Below are 21,784 nucleotides of genomic sequence, written 5' to 3'. Positions count from 1 at the left end.
GCACGTCGATATCAATGTGGAGATAATCTCTCCGTTCGCTTTCACATTCAAAATTCCATTTCATTGACGACGGCGTTGCTGCCGCGCATCATTTGAACGTCAGATCAACGGGGCGAGATCGGAGTCTCGCGGGGATTGAACCGAATAACCGATCGCCAGTGTGGAACATAACGGGCCGCAGCATCCACGTGCTGCGCCGACGGCGGCGCCATGCCGTTTTGAGAGCAGGAGTGCAGGATGTCACGAGATGGAAAGAACGACGTAACGCGGCTGGATCGCCGAACGCTGTTGCGCGGCGGAGCTGCCGCGGCGCTCGCCGCGCCGCTAGGCGTGTTTGGCGCGCAAGCCTTCCCGTTTCGTGCGGCCACGCCCGGCATCGACTTCTCGGAGTTTCCGATCTGCAGGACCGCTTCCAACGCGCCGGCGCTCACCGGGGCGCCGCGAAAGCTGAAACTGTCATGGAATGCCGGCGCGGTCTGCCTCGTGCCGGTTCCGGTGGCGATCGACCAGGGCATCTTCAAGAAACACAATCTCGACGTCGAACTGATCAACTACAGCGGCTCGACCGATCAGTTGCTGGAAGCGATCGCGACCGGCAAGAGCGACGCGGGGCTCGGCATGGCGTTGCGCTGGCTGAAGCCGCTGGAGCAGGGGTTTGACGTCAAGATCGCGGCTGGAACCCATGGCGGCTGCATGCGGGTGCTGTCGCGCGTCAATTCGGGCGTCGACAGACTGGCCGACCTCAAGGGCAAGATCGTCGCGGTCGGCGATCTCGGCGGGCCGGACAAGAATTTCTTTTCGATCCAGCTTGCCAAGCAGGGCCATCGATCCCAACAAGGATGTCGACTGGCGCGCCTATCCCGGCAATTTGCTGCAGCTCGCCGTCGAGAAGGGCGAGGTTCAGGCGTTCCTCGCCTCCGATCCGATTGCCCATATCTGGCTGAAGGACAGCGCCTACAAGGAGGTCGCTTCCAACCTCGACGGTGAATACAAGGACAAGACCTGCTGCATCCTCGGATTGCGCGGCAGCCTGGTTCGCGAAGAACCGCAGGTCGCACGCGCCATCACGCAGGCGCTGCTCGATGCCGCCATGTACACCGCGCAAAACCCTGATGTCGCCGCGGCTTCGTTCCAGCCTTACGCCCCCAAGACGGCGAGCCTGCAGGATCTGCAGGCCATGGTCCGCTACCACACCCATCATCACCATCCCGTCGGCGAAGTGTTGAAGCGGGAACTGAAGGCTTATGCGGACGACCTGAAGAGCGTTTCGGTCTTCAAGGCCAGCACCGATACGGCGAAATTTGCGGAGCGGATCTATGTCGACGTATTCGGCGTCTAAGACGGTCGCTCTGGCGCAATCGGCGGAAGAAGGCGCAGCACTTTCGGGGCGGCCGCTGTCGCTGGCGGTCTCGTTTCCGGCAGGCGGGACCGGCGTGTTCGCAAGCCTGGCGTGGGTCGGGTTTGGCATATCGTGCCTGTGGTGGCCGGATATCGGTGACTGGACGCGCACCCATCAGCTTGCGGCCGCGGCCTTCGTCATCTCCGGCGTCATTTTCCTGGCGACGGTGGCGGGCAGCCGGCTCGGGCGGTTCAATGCCGGCCTGCAACGGCGTGCGCCGTGGCTGCTGGTATCGGCGTTATTCCTGACGCTGTGGGAGGTCGCGACCGCAAAGTTCGGGTGGCTGCCGCTGCCGTTCTTCCCGCCGCCGCAGTCGATCATCGAGGTCTACACCGATGATTTGCCCAAATTGCTCGACAGCATCATCGCGTCTGTAAAGCTTCAGCTCGGCGGATATGTCATCGGCGCCACGGTCGGCTTCCTGACCGGCGTCTCGATCGGCTGGTCGCGCAGCGTCGGTTACTGGGTGCATCCGGTGCTGCGGTTCATCGGCCCACTGCCGGCGACGGCGTGGCTGCCGATCGCGTTCTTCACCTTCCCGTCGAGCTGGAGCGCCAGCACGTTCCTGATCGCGCTGGCGACCGGGTTTCCGGTCACGGTGCTGACCTGGTCCGGTGTCGCGAGCGTCAGCAACGCCTATTACGACGTGGCGCGAACGCTCGGCGCGAAACCGTCGTTCCTGGTGCTGAAGGTCGCGATTCCCGCAGCCTTGCCGCATGTGTTCGTCGGCCTGTTCATGGGCCTCGGATCGTCATTTGCGGTGCTGGTGGTTGCCGAGATGATCGGCGTCAAGGCCGGGCTCGGCTGGTATCTGCAATGGGCGCAGGGCTGGGCGGCGTATGCCAACATGTATGCCGCGTTGATCGTGATGTCGCTGCTGTGCTCGGGCGCGATCACGCTGCTGTTCCGGACGCGCGACCGCCTGCTGATCTGGCAGAAGGGAGTCGTCAAATGGTAGCGCATGCCTTGGCCGAAGCGGTCACCTATCCGGCCGTCGGCGCCTCGCTCGATGTCGAACGCATCAGCCACGCCTTTGACATCGACGGCAATGTCTTGCCGGTGCTCGACGATGTCAATTTCAACGTCAAGCCCGGTGAGTTCATCGCACTGCTCGGTCCCTCCGGCTGCGGCAAGTCGACCTTGCTGCGGCTGGTCGCGGGGCTCGAGGCGCCGCGATCGGGCGTGCTCCGCGAGGACGGCGATCCCGTCACCGGACCGTTCCCATCCCGGGTCGTGGTGTTTCAGGATCCAACACTGTTTCCGTGGCGAACGGTCTGGAACAACGTCGCGCTTGGGCTGGAGGCGCAGGGCATCCTGAAGAGCCAGCGGCAGCGTGTCGATGCCGCGCTTGACCTCGTCGGGCTGTCGCAATTTCGCAATGCCTATCCGCATCAATTGTCTGGTGGTATGGCGCAGCGTGTCGCGCTGGCGCGGGCGCTGGTGAACGATCCAAAGATCCTCATCCTCGATGAGCCGCTCGGCAAGCTGGATTCCTTGACGCGGATCACGATGCAGGCTGAAATCGTGGCGCTGTGGCAGCGCAAGGGATTTACCACGCTGCTGGTGACCCATGACGTCGAGGAAGCCTTGTTCCTCGCCAACCGCGTCATCGTGTTCAGTGATCGTCCGGCGCGCATCAAGGCCGACATCGCGGTCGATCGACCCTATCCCCGGCACCGCGGCGATCCCAGGCTGGCGGAGCTTCGCCGTAACATCCTTGGCCTGCTCGGATTGGATGCCACATGGTGAGCGCGATCAACAGTTCGATACGCAAGGAGCCGCTGGCGGAGGCCGCGCCGGTGCCGTACGATTGTGCGCGGGCGCTGGCTTCCGAATTCGCGGCCCGAGCGGCGCAGCATGATCGCGACGCCAGCTTTCCGTTCGAGAATTTCAAGGAGCTTGCCGAGGCGGGATTGTTGGCGCTGACCGTGCCGACGGCGCTTGGCGGCCACGGCGCGGGTGCGCTCGATACGGCGCGCATCCTCGGCATCTTCGGCAAGGCTGACCCATCGACGGCGCTGGTGCTGTCGATGCACTACATCCAGCATCTGGTGATGGCGCGGAGCACACGCTGGCCGGGGCGTCTCTCCCGCAAGCTGGCGCGGGAGGCGGTCGACGGCGTGGCGCTGATCAATGCGCTGCGGGTCGAGCCCGATCTGGGCTCTCCGGCGCGTGGCGGGTTGCCGGCGACGATCGCGCGGAGAACCGAGACGGGCTGGCGGCTCTCTGGCCGCAAGGTCTATTCGACCGGCGCGCCGATCCTGAAATGGTATGCGGTGTGGGCGAAGACCGACGAGCCGGAAACGCGCGTCGGTCTGTTCCTGGTGCCTGCGGGATTGCCGGGGACGCGGATTATCGAAACGTGGGACCACCTTGGCCTGCGTGCCAGCGGCAGCCATGACGTCGTGTTCGAAGACGTCGTGTTCCCGCTCGACCACGAGATCGACGTCCGCGCGCCCGAGGAATGGCGGGTGCCGGATTTTACCCAGTCCGTGGTGCACGCGATCTTCGTCGCCGCGATTTATGACGGCGTCGCCCGTGCCGCGCGTGACTGGCTGGTCGAGTTCCTGAAGAACCGGAAGCCATCCAATCTCGGCGCATCGCTGGCGACGCTGCCGAGAGTGCAGGAGATCGTCGGCGGCATCGAGGCGCGGCTTGCCGTCAATGCGCGACTGATCGACAGTTTCGCCGGCGATTTCGACGATGGCGTGCTGCTCAGCGCCTCCGAATCCAGCATCGTCAAGCTCACGGTCACGAACAATGCGGTCGCGATTCTCGAAGACGCGCTGTCGCTGACCAGCAATCATGGCCTCACCCGCTCCAATCCGCTGGAGCGGCATTATCGCGATGTCCTGTGCGGGCGGGTTCACACGCCGCAGGATGACGCCACCCGCGTCAACGCCGGACGTCTGGCGCTCGGCGTCTGAATATCAACGAACCAATCCCAAACTCTGGAGCAAGCTCATGTCAGTGGAATTCATCGGATACATCGGCAGCAATTATTCGTCCGAAACCGTCGTGCGGAACGGCCCGATTCTCGATCGGTACTATATCGAGACCGTTGCCAAGGCGCATGAGAACGCAGGCTTTGATCGCGCGCTGCTGGCGTTCCATTCCACCACCCCGGACGGGCTTCAGATCGGCCAGCACGTGCTTGGTGTGACCGACAAGCTCAACGTCCTGATCGCACAGCGCCCCGGCTTCACCGCGCCGACGCTCCTGGCGCGGCAGCTGGCGACCATCGATCAACTGTCCGATGGGCGGGTTGCCCTGCATGTCATCACCGGCGGCAACGCTACCGAACTGCGGCAGGACGGCAACGTCATCGATGACAAGGATGAGCGCTACGCCCGCACCAGCGAGTTCCTGGACGTGGTCCGCGCCGAATGGAGCAGCGAAAAGCCGTTCACCTATGAGGGAAAATATTATCAGGTGCAGAACGGCTTCTCGCAGCTGAAGCCGTACCGCAGCGAGGGCATTCCGATCTTTGTCGGCGGCGGTTCGGACGCGGCGATCGAGGTTGCGGGTAAGCATGCGGATACGTTTGCGCTGTGGGGCGAATCCTATGCGCAGGTACGTGATGTGACGTCGCGGGTCCGCGCGGCAGCCGCGAAACATGGCCGGCCGACGCCGCGCTTCAGCCTGTCGGTGCGTCCGATCCTCGCCGATACCGAGGAGAAGGCCTGGGCCAAGGCTGATGAAATTCTGGCCCCCGCCACCGCGCTGCAGGACAAGACCGGATATCGCAAGCCCGCGGACGGCCATGCCACCGCCGGCGCGAAGCGGCTGCTGGCGCTGGCCGAGCAGGGCACCCGGATCGACAAGCGGCTATGGACCGAGATCGCCAAACTCACCGGCGCCAACAGCAACACCACGGCGCTGGTCGGCACGCCCGAACAGGTCGCCGAAGTCTTTGGCGACTATTACGATCTCGGCATCAGCCACTTCCTGATTCGCGGCTTCGATCCCCTGATCGATGCCATCGACTACGGCCGCGAACTGATCCCGCTGACGCGTCAGTTGATCGCCGGACGCAGTGTTGCCCGGGGAGTGGCAGCGGAATGATGCGCGCCATTCTCGTTGCGGGCCTGCTGCTGGGTGCGATTGCCTCGGCGGATGCCCAGACCACCCTGCGGGTTGGCGATCAAAAGGGGAATTCGCAGGCCGTGATGGAAGCTGCCGGCGTCCTCAGGGATGTTCCCTACAAGATCGAGTGGAAGGAATTCCCGGCCGCGGCGCCGCTGTTGGAAGCGTTAAGCGCGGGCGCGATCGAAACCGGCCTGGTCGGCGACGCGCCGTTCACCTTCGCCGCGGCGGCCAACGTTCCGGTGAAAGCCATCGCGGCGATCCGGCAGAGCCGCGAGGGTCTCGCGGTGCTGGTCCAGAAGGACTCAGCCGTCCGCGACTTCGAAAGCCTGAAAGGCAAGAAGATCGCGACCGGCCGTGGCTCGATCGGTCATCAACTGATTCTCGCAGCCCTCGAATCGAAGGGCTGGTCGACCAGCGACATCCAGATCGTGTTCCTCGCGCCATCGGACGCCAAGGTTGCGTATACGCAAGGCTCCGTCGATGCCTGGTCGACATGGGAGCCCTATGTGAGTCAGGAAGAAGTCCTGTTCCAGTCGCGGCGCGTGATCACGGCTGAGGGTCTTACGCCAGGACTGGGCTTCCAGGTCGCGACGCCGAACGCGATCCGCGACAAGCGGCCGGAACTGGAAGATTTTGTCAGGCGGCTGACGGCCGCGCGGGCGTGGTCACAGACCAATGTCAGCGCCTACGCCGAGACGTGGGGCAGGCTGATGAGCATTCCGCCCGCGGTGCCGCTGAACTGGCTGAGCCGGGCGAAAATCCGCGTCGCGCCGATCGATGACGGCGTGGTGGCCGACGAGCAGCAAACCATCGATCTCTATTTCCGCTCGGGCCTGATCAAGCAGAAGCTCAACGCCGCCGACATCGTCGACCGCTCGTTCTCCGGGGCGATCGGCAAGGGCGCGGGTCTTTAGGCTGGCGAAGGTGGTCCGCGCAGGAAGTCTTTCTCCGGCAGCCGCTAATTTCGAAACGGCAGCCAGCTTGTGTGGAATTATTTTCTGAATAGCATTGTCGATAGCAATGCATTTGGAAGAAAGTTTTACATATGAGCGAAGTTGTTACGTCTGGCCCGGAACAGACCCGCCGCATCGATGCGATCGACCGCAAGATCCTGCGGGTACTTCAGGAAGACGCATCGCTGTCGGTAGCCGAGATCGGGGAGCGCGTCGGGCTTTCCTCCACGCCGTGCTGGAAGCGCGTCCAGCGCATGGAGAACGAGGGCATCATCACCGGCAAGGTCGCGCTGGTCGACCAGAACAAGATCGGCCTCGGGCTGTCGGTGTTCGTGTCGGTGGAGAGCGACGATCATTCCGACGCGTGGCTGAAGAAATTCGCGGCCGCCGTCAGCGCCATGCCTGAAGTCATCGAGTTCTATCGTATGGCCGGCGACGTGGACTATGTGCTGCGCGTGGTCGTCGCCGACATGCGGAGCTATGATCTTTTCTACAAGAAGCTGATCGGCGCCGTCGCGCTGAAGAATGTGACCTCGCGGTTCGCGATGGAAAAGATCAAGTCGGTCACCGCATTGCCGGTCCCGGCGTTCGAGGCGGCGTAGAAATCGCGAAGGGACTGCGCTCCCTCTCCCGCGCTTGCGGGGGAGGCGTAGGCGGCCTGCGGCCGCCGTCCTTGGCCTTAAGAACGCCGATGCGTAGCATCGGCTATGGGTGGGGGTGTCGCCGCGAGTCGTATTGAGGAGAGAGCCCCCACCCGGATCGCATCTTCGATGCGATCCGACCTCCCCCGCAAGCGGGAGAGGTGCAGCGAGTCTGCCGCCGCACTCAGTCGCGCTTCGGCGTCCAGATCTTCGCATCGCCCGCGTTGACCTTTACCGGCAGCAATCCTTCCGCGAAGAACGCGTCGGCAATGCGTTGCTGTTCGGACAGGCCGGGCGCTGTGACGATTCCAACCTTGTAGGAACGGTGGCTGTTGGCTTCCTTCACCGTCGCCGCATCGATGCCCCAGAGCCCCGACAGCAACTTGGCCGCGTCGTCCTGATGCGCCTTGACCCATTTGCCGGTCTCGTCGAGCTTGCCGAAGATGGCATTGAGCACGTCGCCGCGCCGATCGGCAAACGCAGCCGACGACAGGTAATATCGCTTGTAGCTCGCGAGGCCGTTGCTGCCGTCGGACAGCACCCGCGCGTTGGACTGGCGCTGGGCGCTGGTCAGGAACGGATCCCAGGCCACCCACGCATCGACATTTCCACCGATGAAGGCGGCGCGGCCGTCGGCCGGCGTCAGATAGGCCGGCGAGATATCCTTGAAGCTCAGGCCCGATTTGGCCAGCGCGGCGAGCAGCAGGAAATGACTGCCGGCGCCTTTTGTCACCGCAACCTTCTTGCCCTTCAGATCGGCCAGCGTCTTGATGGGCGATTCCGCGCCGACCAGAATGGCCTGCGCCGACGGGGAGGCGGCTTCTTCCGCGATATAGGCAAGCCTGGCGCCCGCGGCTTGTGCGAACAGCGGCACGGTATCGGCGACATCGGCGCCGAAGTCGATGTTACCGGTGTTGATCGCTTCCAGCAGCGGCAGGCCGCTGGTGAATTCATGCCAGGAGACGCGGACGCCGAGCGGCGCGAGCGCTTTTTCCAGTTCGCCATTGGTCTTCAGGATGGCCGTCAGCGTCGAGGATTTTTGATAGCCGATGCGAATCGTATCGGATGGCGGTGTCTGCGCGGCCACGGATGTTGCTGAAACGACCGCGATGGCTGCGATGGCTCCGATGATTGATGCGGTGCGGTTGCCCATGGAGTTTGATCTGCCTGACATTAAAGGGATCAAAGCAAGCTAGAGGCCGCGCAACCGCGGTCAATAGAACCGTTCTTTCTTGTTGTCACGCGATCCGCATGACGATGCTACGCCGGTCGGCATTCGCAGAGAGAAATTCCAGGCGCATATTTGATAGGCGTTCGTCGATCTCGGCGGCGGTCGCTTATGACTTTGGGTGGATCAGGTTCCGTCGCTGCCCAATTCAAGATTAACGAATTGGCTTCGGGTAAGCGTCAAGAAAAATGCGTCGTTGTAAATCGTGTTCCGGCAATAAACGCGTCGTCGCGAGCCAGACTAACAGTGCCGTCATTGCTATTTTTGCGGAGCACTCGACAGCGTTTCAAAGCGCCACCATCATCTCTTGCATCGCATGATCGCGCACCGCCGCGAGCATGATCGTTCAGGAGAATGTGATGAAGCGTCGGGAGTTTCTCGGATTGTCGGTTGCCGGTGCCGTTGTCGCGCTGTCGCCAGGTGCGCGTGCGCAGGCGCCGGTGAAGGAAATCCGTATCGGCTATCAGAAGACCGGGGTGCTCGTGATCGCGCGGCAGCAGGCTATTCTGGAAAAGCACTTCGCCGCGAAACAAATTGCCATCAAATGGATCGAGTTCACGTCGGGCCCGCCGTTGCTGGAAGCGATGAGCACCGGCAGTGTCGACCTTGGCGCGGTCGGCGATACCCCGCCGATCTTTGCCCAGGCCGCGAATGCAAACATCGTCTATGTGGCGGGATCGCCGATCACCAACGGGCAGGGCATTCTGGTTCCCGCCAACTCCTCGATTCGCACAATTGCCGATCTGAAAGGCAAGCGGATTGGATTTGCCAAGGGCACCAGCGCGCATAACGTTCTGATTGCGACGCTGGAAAAGGCCGGTCTCACCTACGCCGATATCACACCGGTCTATCTGTCGCCGCCCGATGCGGGGCCGGCATTTGCCAATGGCAGCATCGAAGCCTGGGCGATCTGGGATCCATACTTCGCGATCGGCGAGAAAAAGCAGAACGGCCGGATCCTGATCAACGCCTACGAGGTCGCCAAGACCAATTCGTTCTATCTCGCCAACCGCGATTTCGCGAACACCAACGTTCAGCACACCCGCGACATCATCGCGGGCCTGGCGGAAGCCGCCCGCTGGGCGGAAGGAAATCGCGACGCCGTGGCAAATGCGCTCGCCGCCGTGACCGGCGTTCCGCTGGAAGTCCAGACCGTCGCGGCCAACCGGGCCTCGTTCGCGATCGGACCGGTGACGGAGGCGATCATCGATACCCAGCAGGCCGTCGCCGATCGCTTCTTCAAGCTCGGGCTGATCCCGAAGCCGATCGTGGTTCGCGACATTGTCTGGCGCAATACCCAGACCTGAATTCGAGAAAAGCCATTCCATTCAACGCAGAGGATTTCATCATGAAGCGTTTCATCAAACGCCTGATCGCGAGCGCCATGCTGTCTCTCGCCATCGTCGGCTCGACGGTTGGCCTCAGCTACGGGCAGGACAAGGTCGTCCGCATCGGCTTCCAGAAATACGGCAAGCTGGTGCTGCTCAAGAGCAAGGGCACACTCGAAGGCAAGCTGAAGGCCGCGGGTTATCAGGTGGTATGGACGGAATTTCCCTCCGGGCCGCCGCTGCTCGAGGCGCTTAATGTCGGCGCCATCGATTTCGGCAACACCGGCGAAGCGCCGCCGATCTTCGCGCAGACCGCGGGCGCGCCGATCCAGTATGTCGCCTATGAGCCCCCGGCACCGAAGGGCGAAGCCATCCTGGTGCCGAAGGACAGCAAGCTCACTTCAGTTGCCGATTTGAAGGGCAAGAAGGTTGCGCTCAACAAGGGCTCCAACGTTCACTATCTGCTGGTGAAGGCGCTGGAGAAGGCTGGTGTCAAATACTCGGAGATCGAGCCGGTGTTTCTGGCGCCGGCCGATGCGCGCGCGGCGTTCGAACGCGGTGCGGTCGATGCCTGGGTGATCTGGGATCCGTTCCAGGCCGCCGCCGAAGCTGCGACCGGCGCGCGGACGCTCGCCGACGGCACCGGCATCGTTTCGAACTATCAGTTCTATTTCGCCTCGAAGAAGTTCATTGGCGCCGACCCGAAAATCGTCGATCTCGTGCTGGCCCAACTCAGCGAAGTCGACGATTGGGCGAAGGGCGACATTCACACCGTCGCCGAGCAATTGGCGCCGGCGATCGGGCTTCCGGTACCCGTCGTTGAAGTCGCGTTGAAGCGGCAGTCCTACGGCATCAAGCCGATCACCGACAGCGTGATCGCCGATCAGCAGCAGGTCGCCGACGCGTTCTTCGCGCTCGGTCTCATTCCCAAACAGATCAAGATTTCCGACGTGGCACGGAGGCCGGGTTCATGAGCAACCAATCGAACGCCAATATCCTCTGGTTCCTGCCGACCCATGGCGATGGCCGCTATCTCGGCACCACCACCGGCGGGCGCGAGGTGAACTTCAATTATCTGCGCCAGATCGCGCAGGCTGCGGACCAGCTCGGCTATTACGGCGTGCTGCTGCCGACCGGGCGAAGCTGCGAAGACTCCTGGGTGGTGGCGTCAGCCGTCGCGCCCTGGACCGAGCGGCTGCGCTATCTGGTGGCTGTACGGCCCGGCCTGCAATCGCCGAGCGTCGCCGCGCGCATGACCGCGACGCTCGACCGGTTGTCGAACGGGCGGCTGCTGGTCAACGTCGTCACCGGCGGCGACCCCGTCGAGAACAAGGGCGACGGGATATTCCTCGATCACGACGCGCGCTACGCCGTGACGCGCGAGTTCCTCAACGTCTATAGCGACCTGCTCGCGGGCAAGACCGTCAATGTCGAAGGCAAGCACATCCGCATCGAGGATGGCCGTCTGCTGTTTCCGCCGGTGCAGTCGCCGCGGCCGCCGCTGTATTTCGGCGGATCGTCGGACGCCGGCATCGATGTCGCCGTCGACACCGTCGACAAATATCTGACCTGGGGCGAGCCGCCGGCGCAGGTGGCCGAGAAGATCAACCGCGTGAAGGCGGTCGCGGAGGCGCGCGGGCGAAAACTCTCGTTCGGCATTCGGCTGCATGTGATCGTCCGCGAGACCAATGCGGAGGCCTGGAAGGCGGCGGATGAATTGATCCAGCATGTCACCGACGAGACGGTGGCCTCGGCGCAGAAGATATTTTCCCGGATGGATTCGGTCGGCCAGCAGCGCATGGCGCAGTTGCATGGCGGCAGGCGTGACAAGCTCGAGATCAGCCCGAACCTGTGGGCCGGCGTCGGTCTGGTGCGTGGCGGGGCAGGGACGGCATTGGTCGGCGATCCCACGACGGTGGCGGCGCGAATCCGCGAATATCAGGATGTCGGCATCGATACCTTCATCATGTCGGGCTATCCGCATCTGGAGGAAGCCTATCGCTTCGCCGAACTGGTGTTTCCGCTGCTGTCGCTGAAGCAGCCGAACAATGTGACGCCGATCCGCGTCAATACCGGTCCGTTCGGCGAGACCATCGCCAACGAACATCGTCCCCTCGTCAAGGCATCGCAATCATGAGTCTGATCGAAAGTCTTCCGCGTGTCCGACGCCTGCGCCTGCCGCGGGCCGACGGCCTCATTCCATGGATCGTGCCGCTTGCGATCATCCTGCTCTGGCAGGTGGCCTGCGTCACCGGCTTCGTCTCGGCGCGGGTGCTGCCGGCGCCGAGCGATGTGGCGCTGGCTGGATGGAAGCTGCTGCTGTCAGGCGAACTGGTGCGCAATATCTGGGTCAGTTTCTGGCGTGCCAGCGTCGGATTCCTGATCGGCGGCAGCATCGGCTTTACTTTCGGCCTCGCCAACGGCCTGTCGCAGCTATCGAGCAAATTGACCGACACGACGTTGCAGATGGTGCGTAACATTCCGCATCTGGCGCTGATCCCACTGGTCATCCTGTGGTTCGGCATCGATGAGTCGGCAAAACTGTTCCTGGTCGCGCTCGGCGTGTTCTTTCCGATCTACCTCAACACCCTGCATGGCATCCGCACCGTCGATCCGCAGCTGATCGAGATGGGCCGCATTTACGGCATGACCGACGGCGAATTGTTCCGCCGGGTGATCTTTCCGGGCGCGTTGCCGTCGATCTTCGTCGGCCTGCGCTTTGCGCTCGGCATCATGTGGCTGACCTTGATCGTGGCGGAAACCATCGCGGCGTCGTCCGGCCTCGGCTACATGGCGATGCAGGCGCGCGAATTCATGCTGATCGACGTCGTGGTGCTCTCCATCCTGATCTACGCGTTGCTTGGCAAGCTTGCCGACAGCGCTTCACGCGCGCTGGAGCGGCTGACGCTGTCCTGGCATCCGGCCTTCCAGAAACATTGAGGCAGAAACTTTTGAGGATTGAAATGCAGGAAGCTCTTCGTTTTCGCCCCGCGGATGCCGAAGCCGTGGACCAGCCCGAGTTCGTCAAGCAGGCGCGGCTGTTGCGGCGGGATGCGGACGCCCTGTTGCGCGGGCTTTCGCTGACGATCCGGGGATTGCGCAAATCGTTCGGCGCCAACGAGGTGCTGCGCGGCATCGACCTGCGCATTCCGGCAGGGCAGTCCGTCGCCATCGTCGGCCGTAGCGGTTGCGGCAAGAGTACGCTGCTGCGGCTGATCGCGGGCCTTGAAACGATTACCGCGGGTACCATCAGTTTTGGCGAGGAAACGCGCGCGGAAGACGTTCGCGTGATGTTTCAGGAGCCGCGGCTGCTGCCCTGGGCCCGGGTGCTGTCGAACGTCGAGGTCGGCCTCGGCCGGGAGCGGACCTCGCCGGACGCGCAGGCCCGCGCCGACAGCGCGCTGGTCGAAGTCGGCCTTGACGACAAACGGGCACAATGGCCGGCGGTGCTTTCCGGCGGGCAAAAGCAGCGCGTGGCGCTGGCGCGTGCGTTGGTCAGCCGCCCGCGCGTGCTGGCCTTCGACGAACCGCTCGGCGCGCTTGACGCGTTGACGCGGATTTCGATGCAGCGGCTGCTGGAGCGGGTCTGGCAGGATCAGGGCTTCACCGCGATCCTGGTGACACACGACGTCGCCGAGGCCGTGGCACTGGCCGACCGCGTTCTGGTGATCGAGGACGGCCGCATCGCGCATGACATTGACGTCAATATCCCGCGCCCGAGGCGTCGGGGTTCGGCGGAACTCGCCGCGCTGGAAGGCTCGATCCTGAAGAATCTGCTGCAAGGCACCGAGGACACCTCCGACCTGTGAGGCCATCATGAACTCCGTTGTCCGCCATATCGCGATCGACTGTCAGGTTTCCCAAGAGGTTTCCCGCGCGGTTTCCCAAGAGGTTTCGTCAGACGATTTCCGCGGCGCCATGCGACAGTTGACGGGCGGGGTGAGCGTCGTCACGGCCGGGCGCGGCCGGGACATTTCGGGCATGACGGTGACCTCGGTGTCGTCGCTCTCGGTCGATCCCCCGGCGCTGATCGTCAGCGTCAACCGGAACGCGTCCTCATGGCCGCTCGTGCAGCGGTACGGCTGCTTCGGCGTCAATATCCTGACGTCGGACCAGATCGATGTCGCCGAGCGCTTTGCCGGCAAGGACGGGCTCAAGGGCGCCGAGCGGTTTGCCGGCGCGGAGTGGACGACGCGCGCTTCGGGCGTGCCGCTGCTGGTGGGCGCACTGGCCGCGATCGATTGTGAGGTGGAGGAAATCGTCGAGCGGCATTCCCATGCCATTCTGATCGGCCGCGTGCTGGACCTGCAGCTCTCGACCCGCACCGCGGCGCTGGCCTATTGGCAGGGCCAGTATGTCGCGATCGATCAGAACGAGGATGCGGTCAGGCTGGCAGAGGTCAGCCTGCCACCGCCGCGAGCCGCTCGCGATAATGTCAGCCGGTCTAGTTCAGGATCGCGCTGAGGCTCGCCGGTGAGTCGATGATCACTGTGCTGCCACGCACACCTCGCCACAGAGCGGTAATGGTTTGCGCTGCACCGGCCAACGGTATGTTGACGATCAGCGTGGTTGGTACGCGGCCGGTGTTAGGTACGACTGGCGTGCCGCTCGTGAATCCTCCCACGACCGGCGACACGGCGCCATTGATCGCGATGCCGAAGATTCCGCCAGGGGACGCTGGACCCTCGGCGTAAACATAGGGCAAGTTCAGGATAATCAACGCGGAAGTGCCGACGCCTTCCGGAATGCTGAAGGTGAGCCCGGGAATCGGTACGTACGAATCGGACGTTGTCGACTGCGTCCCGCTCGTCTGCGCATATATGGTCATATCGCTCTCCCGTTGCCTGATAGAAATCTATCAACAAAAGGTTGAGCAAGGCAAATGGAATCGCGGACCGGAAAATGTGAAAATTTGGTGACGGCGGACCGGCGCGGACTGGTCGTGGCCATGGCCTTCAGCGCGCGCAGGGATTAGAAGCCTTGGAGTCGTTTTCCTCCCGATTGGGATATCGTGCCTTGGTACGCAAGCTCCTGCAAATCGTCTTACCGACGCAGTCGTTTCGCCAGCGCCACGCCGTGCGTCTGGTCCAATGCGGCGTGTAACCCGATGAAACGTATCGCGATCTGGGCATTCTACGGCGTCGGCGCGCTTGCGATCGGCTATCTCGCGCTTTACGCCTATGCGGTCTTCACCGGGCGCGATCTGCAGCCCGGCGATCCCATCCACATCTTCCGCAAGCCGGACGCACCGAGTTATTCGCGGCGGGGTTCGCAAATTCTGGCGTCATTGCCTGCGACAAACGCAAGGCGTTTGCGCAAGGGAGCGTAAGCGACGAAGCAATCCATACTGCCGTTGCGGCACGATGGATTGCTTCGCTTCGCTCGCAATGACGGTGATGGCGCTTCGGCTAGCCCGCCGCGGCAAAGCGCTGATAGTCGCCGGCGCCGGCCGGCGTGATCGGGATTCCGCCGTCGGCATATTCGTTCAGCTTGTTGCGCAGCGTGCGGATCGAAATGCCGAGGATGTTGGCCGCGTGGGTGCGGTTGCCGAGGCAATGCTTGAGCGTCTCCAGGATCAGGTCGCGTTCGACGTCGGCCACCGTGCGGCCGACCAGCGCGCGGGTCACCTGTTCGGCGGCGAAGGTGGCATGCGCCACGGCCGGTGCGGTCTTGGCAAGGTCGAGACGGTCGCCGTCCGGGGTCAGGATCGCATCGGCGCCGATTTCGTCGCCCTGCGCCATCAGCACCGAGCGGTGCATGGTGTTTTCCAGCTCGCGGACGTTGCCCTGCCAGCGGTTGGAGGTCAGCACCCGCCGCGCGTCGCTGGAGATCGGGCGTAGCGGCACGCCGTTGGCTTCGGAATATTTCTTCGCAAAATGGTGCGCCAGTTCGATGATATCCGCCGGCCGGTCGCGCAGCGCCGGGATCTTCAGATTGACGACGTTGAGCCGGAACAGCAGGTCCTCGCGGAAGGTGCCTTCGCGCACGGCGTCGGCCAGGTTGCGGTTCGAGGTCGCGATGATGCGGATGTCGACCGGGACCGGCTTGGTGCCGCCGACGCGGTCGATGACGCGCTCCTGGATCGCGCGCAGCAATTTCGATTGCAGCCGCACGTCCATCTCGGAGATTTCGTCGAGCAGCAGCGTGCCGCCGGTGGCTTCCTCGAACTTGCCGATACGCCGCGCCACCGCGCCGGTGAAGGCGCCCTTTTCGTGGCCGAACAGTTCGGATTCAAGCAGGTGCTCGGGGATCGCCGCGCAATTGATCGAGATGAACGGCCGCTTGGCGCGGGCCGAGCGGGTGTGGACGTAGCGCGCCAGCACTTCCTTGCCGGTGCCGGACTCGCCGGTGACCATGACCGAGGCGTCCGAGCCCGCGATCTGCTGTGCCAGCTTGACGACCTTGCCCATCGCCTCGTCGCGATAGATCAGGTCGCGGGAATCGTTGGCGACGGCGGCGAGCACGGCGGCGATCAGTTCCGGATCGGGCGGCAGCGGGATGTATTCCTTGGCGCCGGCGTGGATCGCGGCGACCGCGGCGCGGGCGTCGTTGGAGATGCCGCAGGCCACGATCGGCACATGGATGTGTTCGGCCTCGAGCCGCATCACCAGATCGCGGATATCGAGCGCGACGTCGACCAGCATCAGGTCGGCGCCCTTGCCGCCGCGCAGCACCGCCATCGCCTGTTCGATCGTCTCGGCGTGGGTCACCGAAGCGCCGTTGTCCATCGCGATCTTGGTGGCCGTGGTGAGCTGGCCCTTCAATGTGCCAACGATGAGAAGCCGCATCATAGTCTCCTGTTCGTCTGTTCGCGCCGCTTATGCGCGTGCCGTTGTTTTAGGTGCGTTCCGCCTTGATGATTTCCGTCATGGTGACGCCGAGCTTGTCTTCCACCAGCACGACTTCGCCGCGCGCCACCAGCCGGTTGTTGACGTAGATGTCGATCGCTTCACCGACGCGGCGGTCGAGTTCGAGCACGGTGCCGGGGCCGAGCTTCAACAGCTCGCCAACGTCCATCTTGGAGCGGCCGAGCACCGCCGAGACCTGCACCGGAACGTCGAACACGGCCTCCAGGTCGGCCGCTATGCGCGAGGCCTGTTCGTCTTCATTGTAGGCCAGGTCATCCGCAGGCTCGGCACTGGCGGCGTTGAGGTCCTGCAGCGGGACATGTGTGTCAGTGTCGCTCATGGTTCAGTCCTCACGGCCTTCCGGCCTGATCGCGGGACGCCATGTAGCGCCCGACAAGTTCGTTGATCTTGGCTTCGATGGCGGCTCGCTCCAGCACCACGCCGCCGTCGGCCCATTCGATCCGGCAGTCGCCGGTTGCAATATCAGGCTCGGCCAGGATCACCAGCCGGCCCTCGAAGCCGCTCTGCGTGGCCTGCCGCTCGATCTTTTCGCGCGCGGCCTCGTAGAGGGAGTCGTTGATGCGGACCACGAGGTGCGGCGTCGCGACCAGATGCGAGAAGCAATCGCCCACCAGTCCCGTGATCTCGCCGAGCGGCTCGGCGGCAATCAGTTCGCCGCACAGTTTGCGGGCCACCGCGACCGCGACGTCGACCGCCTCGGTCTCCATCCGCGCTTCGATGCCGCCAAAGCGCGAGGCGATGCCCTTGATCGCAATACCGATCTCTTCCAGCGCCAGCGCGGCGCGGCGGTCGCTTTCCGCCTTGGCCTCGCGCTGCGCGGCCTCGTAGCCGTCGCGATAGGCGCGGGCCTCGGCCGAGGCGATCTTCTGCGCGATCTCGGCAGGCGTGGCAGGACGCTCGCGCGTCTTGTCCGGCGCGCCGAAGTCCATGTCGAACAGGAATTTTGCGGGCGCGGCCATCAGTACACCAGCTCGTCGTCAGCGCGGTTCTTGGTCAAAGTGATTTCACCCTTGGCGGCCATGTCCTTGGCGAGGTTGACGAGCAGCGCCTGCGCCTCGTCGACGTCGCGGAGCCGCACCGGTCCCATCGCGGCCATGTCGTCCAGCAGCATCTTGCCGGCGCGGGACGACATGTTGCCGAGGAAGAAGCTGCGGACCTCCTCATTGGCGCTCTTCAGCGCAATGCCGAGCTTGTCCTTGTCGATGTTGCGCATCAGCGTCTGCGCCGAGGCGGAGTCGAGCTTGATCAGATCGTCGAAGGTGAACATCAGCGCCTTGATGCGCTCGGCGGATTCGCGGTTTTCCTCTTCCAGCGAGGTGATGAAGCGGGTTTCGGTCTGGCGGTCGAAATTGTTGAAGATTTCGGCCATCACCTCGTGGGCGTCGCGGCGGCGGGTCTGCGACAGGTTCGACATGAACTCGGTCCGCAGCGTCTGTTCGACGCGCTCGATGACTTCCTTCTGCACCGCTTCCATCTTCAGCATGCGCCCGACCACGTCGAGCGCGAGATCCTCAGGGAGGATCGCCAGCACGCGGGCGGCGTGCTCCGGCTTCAGTTTCGACAGCACCACGGCGATGGTTTGCGGGTATTCGTTCTTGAGGTAGTTGGCGAGCACCTCTTCCTGCACGTTGGAGAGTTTCTCCCACATGTTGCGGCCGGCGGGGCCGCGGATTTCGTCCATGATGCCGGTGACGCGCTCGCCCGGCAGATATTGCTGCAGCAGCCGTTCGGTGGCGTCGAAGGTGCCCATCAGGGCGCCGGAGGCCGACATCCTTGAGACGAATTCGAGCAGCAGGTCTTCGACCACGTCGGCCTCGACGGTGCCGAGCGTCGACATGTGGATCGACAATTCGCGCACCTCGTCGTCGTCGAGCAGTGCCCAGACCTTGCCGCCATATTGTTCGCCCAGCGCCAGCATCAGGATGGCGGCGCGCTGCGGGCCGCTCAGCGGCTTGCCCTTGGGCCTTGTCGCCTGACGGCTCGCCAGCGCCGAGATGACGGTGGTGATGTCGTTGGCGTTGGTGGTTTGCGGTACGGCCATGTCAGGTCACTCGACAGGTTCGCTGAGCCATTGACGAACAATGGAGGCGGTCTCGTTCGGATTTCGTTCGGCGAGTTCACCGACCCGGTGCACGGCCTGGGCGTGGACCTGGCCCTGAACCTGGGCGACGTCGATCAAGGCGGCGGCGCCGCCGGCGGGAATCAGGGCCTGGCCGGGCGTGCCTTCGGCGGTGCCGTCGGCCAGCGCCGGCACGGCGGCGCCGCCGGCCAGCGCGGGAACGGCTTCGGCGGCCAGGATGCGCTTGACCAGCGGGCGGATCACCATGAACAGCACGACGAGGCCGAGCAGCATCATGACGCCAAGCTCGATGACGTACATGACGTCATCCTTGGTGAACTGGAACATGCCGAGCAGTCCGGTCGGCTCGGCAACCGGGGGCACCGACGGGGCTTCGGCAAAGCGCAGGTTCACGACCTCGACCTGGTCACCGCGCTTCTGGTCGAAGCCGATCGCCGAGCGAACCAGGGTGGCGATGCGGTCGAGCATTTCCTTGCTGCGGTCGGAATAGACCATCTCGCCTTTTTCGTTCTTGGTGTAGGCGCCGTCGACGAGCACCGCGACCGAGATCTTGTTGACCCGGCCGGCCTCGGTGACTTCGGTCTTGGTGACGCGGGAAATCTCGTAATTGTTGGTTTCTTCGCTCTTCTTGCTCTGGTCGCGCGCCGGGACGCCGGCATTGGCCTGGTTGCCGGGCAGTTCGTTGTTGACCGTGACCTGGCCGCTGTCTCCGGCGGTCGCCGACGATTCCTCGCGGGACTGGCTGGAGCGCAGCACGCGGCCTTCGGGATCGAACTTGTCCGAGGTCTGGGTGACCTTGTTGTAGTCGAAATCGGCGGTGAGCTGGACGCGGGCGCGGCCCTGGCCGACCACCGAGGAGACGATCGCCTCGACCTCATTGCGCATCCGTTTCTCGAAGGCGGTGCGGCGTTCGTCGCCGCTCGCGCCCTCGGGATTGCTGCTGGCGCCGTCGGCGAGCAGCCGGCCGCCCTCGTCAACGATCGACACCCGCTGCGGCTTCAGGCCGTTGACGGCGGAAGCGACCACGTGGCGGATGGCGCGGATCTGCTGGGGTTCGAGGCTGCCGCGCACCCGGACCACGATCGAGGCCGACGGCTCCGGGATTTCGCGGGAGAACAGCGGCCGTTCCGGCAGCACCAGATGGACCCGGGCAGCCTGAATGCGGTCGATGGCGCGGATGGTGCGGGAGAGTTCGCCCTCCAGCGCGCGCAGATGATTGATGTTCTGGACGAAGCTGGTGGTGCCGAGCGCGTCGGATTTGTCGAAAATCTCGTAGCCGACGCCGCCGCCCTTGGGCAGGCCGCCTTCGGCCAGCTTCATCCGCAGCCGCGTCACCTTGTCCTTCGGCACCATGATCACGGCGCCTTCGTTGCGCATTTCGAAGGGGATCGCCTGGCGTTCCAGATCCTTGATGATGCTGGAGGAGTCTTCGGCCGTGAGGTCGGTGAAGAGGGTGGTCATCTGCGGCGTCGTGACGCGCATGATGACGAACGCGAAGAAGCCGATCAGGGCTGCGGTCACCGCGATCATCGCCATCAGCCGCGACGCGCCCAGGCCTCTCAGGAAAGCAACGAGACTTTGCACCAACCGCCCCCAGGGATTCGGCCCAAGATTCGTACCCGGGGACCGACTGGGCAATTATTGCCTAGGGGATGGTTTCCATATGGTTAACGACCGTTAAAGTCGGTGGAGGAAGTTTCGGCATGAAAAAAACCAGCTTCGCAAAACGAAGCCGGTTTTCATCAAATCTTCCGGTTTGGAGAGTTTATTGCCGGTATTGCTGGATGCGGGTGGTCCGCAAGCCTGCAAGGCCATGCTGATCGATGGAGAACTGCCAGGACAGGAACTCGTCCACCGTCAGCGTGTAGCGGCTGCAAGCCTCCTCGAGGGAGAGCAGGCCGCCGCGAACCGCGGCAACGACTTCGGCCTTGCGGCGGATCACCCACCGTTTGGTGCCGGGCGCGGGCAGGTCCGCAATTGTTAATGGACTTCCGTCAGGCCCGATGACGTATTTTACCCTCGGGCGATGGGGTTCTGTCATGGCGTACTCACAAACTCTCAACCACTGAACTCACGGTAATAACCTACGCCGTGCGACTTAAAATTTGCCTAAGCTCAAGGGTTCAATACGAATCTCCTTGAATATGCCGGGAACAGGGGCGGCGGGGCGTCTGCGAGAGGGGCTGGGCAGGGCCGGGCGGAGGAGGAGTGGGGGGTAGGCGGATTGGAGCCGACTACATCGGCGGTCACTCCACGAGCGAGATGGAAGGAGTAATCCGCCATTTGGGCTGTTCGCTGCGGTCTCCGCTCTGAGCCTATTGGAGTTGTAACCGTGCGGCGGATTACGCCTACGGCTCCAATCCGCTTGGAGATCAGGTGTGGCGCCGGCTTCGGCTAACGGTCTCCGCTAGCTTCCTTCCGGCGTCGCGCCCTGCTTGCCAATACGCGTTCCTCGTTGAATTAATGGGATCATACTCTGCGGTCTTCAACGTCACGCGAATTCTGATCAGTGGACCGTGCTCCAACGTTATCAGCATATCGAGCAATCCGAATATGAAGCTGTCCGGATAACCCTCCTCCCGCGCTTTACTGGTGCTCTCCACGAGATCAACCACCTCAAAATGATCCGATGGTTCGACGTATATTGTTACCTTGGCGCACTCCCAAAGCGGGCCTAGACGCCTGTTGCGCTCGCCAGTGATCTCGATCCCAGACTCAACGGTCTGCGCCCAGCGCGCAGTGACGTTGTGCTTCCAAAGCTCAATGTAGTCTTTCATTCTTGTTCCATCGACGCACAGAACTCGTAGGGCGGATTGAGCCGAAGGCGTAATCCGCCATCCAGGTAATCGTCAGGTGATCATCTTCGCTAGAATCTCCGCTGGTCGATCGCGTGACGATCATTCGATATAGAGTGTTTGATAGCACAGACCCCGTTTGCGTATGTAACCGGTGCGGCGGATTACGCCTTCGGCTCAATCCGCCCTACCGACGTGCGTCGCTTCGCGCGCAAGCGGAATCTTGCGGCCAGCCTGCGACAAATCAACCCGACGGGCAAATCAGTTCCGATTATCGGAATTCGTGTCAAGTCCTGAAATAAAAAATATTTCTGTTTACCAGAATAAAAATCAGGGGCATATATCTGCCCATCCCGTCCTACTCAGAAGGGCGTCGGCCGTCGTCACGGACGTTGGACGGGT

General features: G+C 63.3%; 22 protein-coding genes and 1 pseudogene. 14 read left to right on the top strand and 9 right to left on the bottom strand.

Annotated elements, in window-relative coordinates:
- The first annotated feature begins 237 nt into the window (after nucleotides 1–237).
- The 7 genes and pseudogenes from JQ611_RS39450 to JQ611_RS39420 all read left to right on the top strand — a co-directional run bounded on the left by JQ611_RS39450 (nucleotide 238) and on the right by JQ611_RS39420 (nucleotide 7,043).
- A pseudogene (locus JQ611_RS39450) lies at nucleotides 238–1,339 on the top strand (ABC transporter substrate-binding protein).
- The gene (locus JQ611_RS39445; protein ID WP_212262774.1) at nucleotides 1,317–2,357 is read left to right on the top strand and encodes an ABC transporter permease; all 1,041 of its coding nucleotides are present in this window, start codon (nucleotides 1,317–1,319) and stop codon (nucleotides 2,355–2,357) included. The pseudogene JQ611_RS39450 and the gene JQ611_RS39445 overlap by 23 nt, the downstream one beginning before the upstream one ends.
- Nucleotides 2,351–3,148 (top strand): ABC transporter ATP-binding protein, encoded by a 798-nt coding sequence (locus JQ611_RS39440; protein WP_212468603.1) that lies wholly within the window; start codon nucleotides 2,351–2,353, stop codon nucleotides 3,146–3,148. The genes JQ611_RS39445 and JQ611_RS39440 overlap by 7 nt, the downstream gene beginning before the upstream one ends.
- A complete protein-coding gene (locus tag JQ611_RS39435; RefSeq protein ID WP_212468602.1) occupies nucleotides 3,142–4,326 on the top strand; it encodes an acyl-CoA dehydrogenase family protein in 1,185 nt (394 codons plus the stop codon). The genes JQ611_RS39440 and JQ611_RS39435 overlap by 7 nt, the downstream gene beginning before the upstream one ends.
- A gap of 37 nt (nucleotides 4,327–4,363) precedes the next feature.
- Nucleotides 4,364–5,464, top strand: a complete 1,101-nt coding sequence (locus tag JQ611_RS39430) for an LLM class flavin-dependent oxidoreductase (protein WP_212468601.1) — start codon at nucleotides 4,364–4,366, stop codon at nucleotides 5,462–5,464.
- On the top strand, nucleotides 5,461–6,402 hold the full coding sequence (locus JQ611_RS39425; protein WP_212468600.1) for an ABC transporter substrate-binding protein: 942 nt from the start codon (nucleotides 5,461–5,463) through the stop codon (nucleotides 6,400–6,402). Before JQ611_RS39430 ends, JQ611_RS39425 begins: the two co-directional genes overlap by 4 nt.
- 131 nt (nucleotides 6,403–6,533) lie before the next feature.
- Entirely contained in the window at nucleotides 6,534–7,043 is a 510-nt protein-coding gene (locus JQ611_RS39420; protein WP_212262763.1) for an Lrp/AsnC family transcriptional regulator, read from the top strand.
- Between the two features lie 223 nt (nucleotides 7,044–7,266).
- Here the strand turns inward: JQ611_RS39420 and JQ611_RS39415 are convergent, their stop codons facing one another.
- Nucleotides 7,267–8,235 carry an aliphatic sulfonate ABC transporter substrate-binding protein gene (locus JQ611_RS39415; protein ID WP_212468599.1) on the bottom strand — a complete coding sequence of 323 codons (969 nt, stop codon included), beginning with the start codon at nucleotides 8,233–8,235 and terminating at the stop codon, nucleotides 7,267–7,269.
- A 434-nt stretch (nucleotides 8,236–8,669) separates the two neighbouring features.
- Between JQ611_RS39415 and JQ611_RS39410 the strand changes: the two genes are divergently transcribed.
- The 6 genes from JQ611_RS39410 to JQ611_RS39385 are packed head-to-tail and all read left to right on the top strand — an operon-like array spanning nucleotide 8,670 to nucleotide 14,102.
- Complete coding sequence (locus JQ611_RS39410) at nucleotides 8,670–9,617, top strand: sulfonate ABC transporter substrate-binding protein (protein WP_212468598.1); 948 nt, start codon at nucleotides 8,670–8,672, stop codon at nucleotides 9,615–9,617.
- A gap of 41 nt (nucleotides 9,618–9,658) precedes the next feature.
- Nucleotides 9,659–10,612 carry a sulfonate ABC transporter substrate-binding protein gene (locus JQ611_RS39405; protein WP_212468597.1) on the top strand — a complete coding sequence of 318 codons (954 nt, stop codon included), beginning with the start codon at nucleotides 9,659–9,661 and terminating at the stop codon, nucleotides 10,610–10,612.
- Nucleotides 10,609–11,775, top strand: a complete 1,167-nt coding sequence (gene ssuD, locus JQ611_RS39400; protein WP_212468596.1) for an FMNH2-dependent alkanesulfonate monooxygenase — start codon at nucleotides 10,609–10,611, stop codon at nucleotides 11,773–11,775. Before JQ611_RS39405 ends, ssuD begins: the two co-directional genes overlap by 4 nt.
- A complete protein-coding gene (locus tag JQ611_RS39395; protein ID WP_192737553.1) occupies nucleotides 11,772–12,578 on the top strand; it encodes an ABC transporter permease subunit in 807 nt (268 codons plus the stop codon). The genes ssuD and JQ611_RS39395 overlap by 4 nt, the downstream gene beginning before the upstream one ends.
- 23 nt (nucleotides 12,579–12,601) lie before the next feature.
- A complete protein-coding gene (locus JQ611_RS39390; RefSeq protein WP_212468595.1) occupies nucleotides 12,602–13,447 on the top strand; it encodes an ATP-binding cassette domain-containing protein in 846 nt (281 codons plus the stop codon).
- Nucleotides 13,448–13,454: 7 nt separating this feature from the next.
- Entirely contained in the window at nucleotides 13,455–14,102 is a 648-nt protein-coding gene (locus tag JQ611_RS39385; RefSeq protein ID WP_212468594.1) for a flavin reductase family protein, read from the top strand.
- Here the strand turns inward: JQ611_RS39385 and JQ611_RS39380 are convergent.
- The gene (locus tag JQ611_RS39380) at nucleotides 14,083–14,466 is read right to left on the bottom strand and encodes a hypothetical protein (protein ID WP_212390411.1); all 384 of its coding nucleotides are present in this window, start codon (nucleotides 14,464–14,466) and stop codon (nucleotides 14,083–14,085) included. The two genes, JQ611_RS39385 and JQ611_RS39380, sit on opposite strands and share 20 nt — an antisense overlap.
- Before the next feature lie 279 nt (nucleotides 14,467–14,745).
- On the opposite strand from JQ611_RS39380, the gene JQ611_RS39375 reads away from it, so the two are divergent.
- Nucleotides 14,746–14,967 carry a hypothetical protein gene (locus JQ611_RS39375; RefSeq protein WP_212468610.1) on the top strand — a complete coding sequence of 74 codons (222 nt, stop codon included), beginning with the start codon at nucleotides 14,746–14,748 and terminating at the stop codon, nucleotides 14,965–14,967.
- Between the two features lie 79 nt (nucleotides 14,968–15,046).
- Here JQ611_RS39375 and JQ611_RS39370 read toward each other — a convergent pair whose 3' ends face one another.
- The 7 genes from JQ611_RS39370 to JQ611_RS39340 form a co-directional block, all read right to left on the bottom strand.
- Nucleotides 15,047–16,426 (bottom strand): sigma-54-dependent Fis family transcriptional regulator, encoded by a 1,380-nt coding sequence (locus tag JQ611_RS39370; protein WP_212262745.1) that lies wholly within the window; start codon nucleotides 16,424–16,426, stop codon nucleotides 15,047–15,049.
- Nucleotides 16,427–16,475: 49 nt separating this feature from the next.
- Nucleotides 16,476–16,826 (bottom strand): flagellar motor switch protein FliN, encoded by a 351-nt coding sequence (fliN, locus tag JQ611_RS39365; RefSeq protein ID WP_212262743.1) that lies wholly within the window; start codon nucleotides 16,824–16,826, stop codon nucleotides 16,476–16,478.
- Nucleotides 16,827–16,836: 10 nt separating this feature from the next.
- Complete coding sequence (locus JQ611_RS39360; protein WP_212262741.1) at nucleotides 16,837–17,466, bottom strand: FliH/SctL family protein; 630 nt, start codon at nucleotides 17,464–17,466, stop codon at nucleotides 16,837–16,839.
- A complete protein-coding gene (gene fliG / locus JQ611_RS39355) occupies nucleotides 17,466–18,548 on the bottom strand; it encodes a flagellar motor switch protein FliG (protein ID WP_212034367.1) in 1,083 nt (360 codons plus the stop codon). The genes JQ611_RS39360 and fliG overlap by 1 nt, the downstream gene beginning before the upstream one ends.
- A gap of 6 nt (nucleotides 18,549–18,554) precedes the next feature.
- Complete coding sequence (fliF, locus tag JQ611_RS39350; protein WP_212262739.1) at nucleotides 18,555–20,171, bottom strand: flagellar basal-body MS-ring/collar protein FliF; 1,617 nt, start codon at nucleotides 20,169–20,171, stop codon at nucleotides 18,555–18,557.
- Between the two features lie 181 nt (nucleotides 20,172–20,352).
- Nucleotides 20,353–20,628: a DUF1153 domain-containing protein gene (locus JQ611_RS39345; protein ID WP_002714638.1), complete on the bottom strand. Its 276-nt coding sequence runs from the start codon at nucleotides 20,626–20,628 to the stop codon at nucleotides 20,353–20,355.
- Between the two features lie 331 nt (nucleotides 20,629–20,959).
- Nucleotides 20,960–21,364: a hypothetical protein gene (locus JQ611_RS39340; protein ID WP_212390408.1), complete on the bottom strand. Its 405-nt coding sequence runs from the start codon at nucleotides 21,362–21,364 to the stop codon at nucleotides 20,960–20,962.
- Between the last annotated feature and the right edge of the window lie 420 nt (nucleotides 21,365–21,784).

It is taken from the genome of Bradyrhizobium sp. AUGA SZCCT0182 (assembly GCF_018130185.1).
In the GTDB taxonomy this organism is placed as follows: Bacteria; Pseudomonadota; Alphaproteobacteria; order Rhizobiales; family Xanthobacteraceae; genus Bradyrhizobium.
The sequence above is the reverse complement of the archived record's forward strand: the minus strand, read 5'-3'. Positions and strand labels throughout refer to the sequence as shown.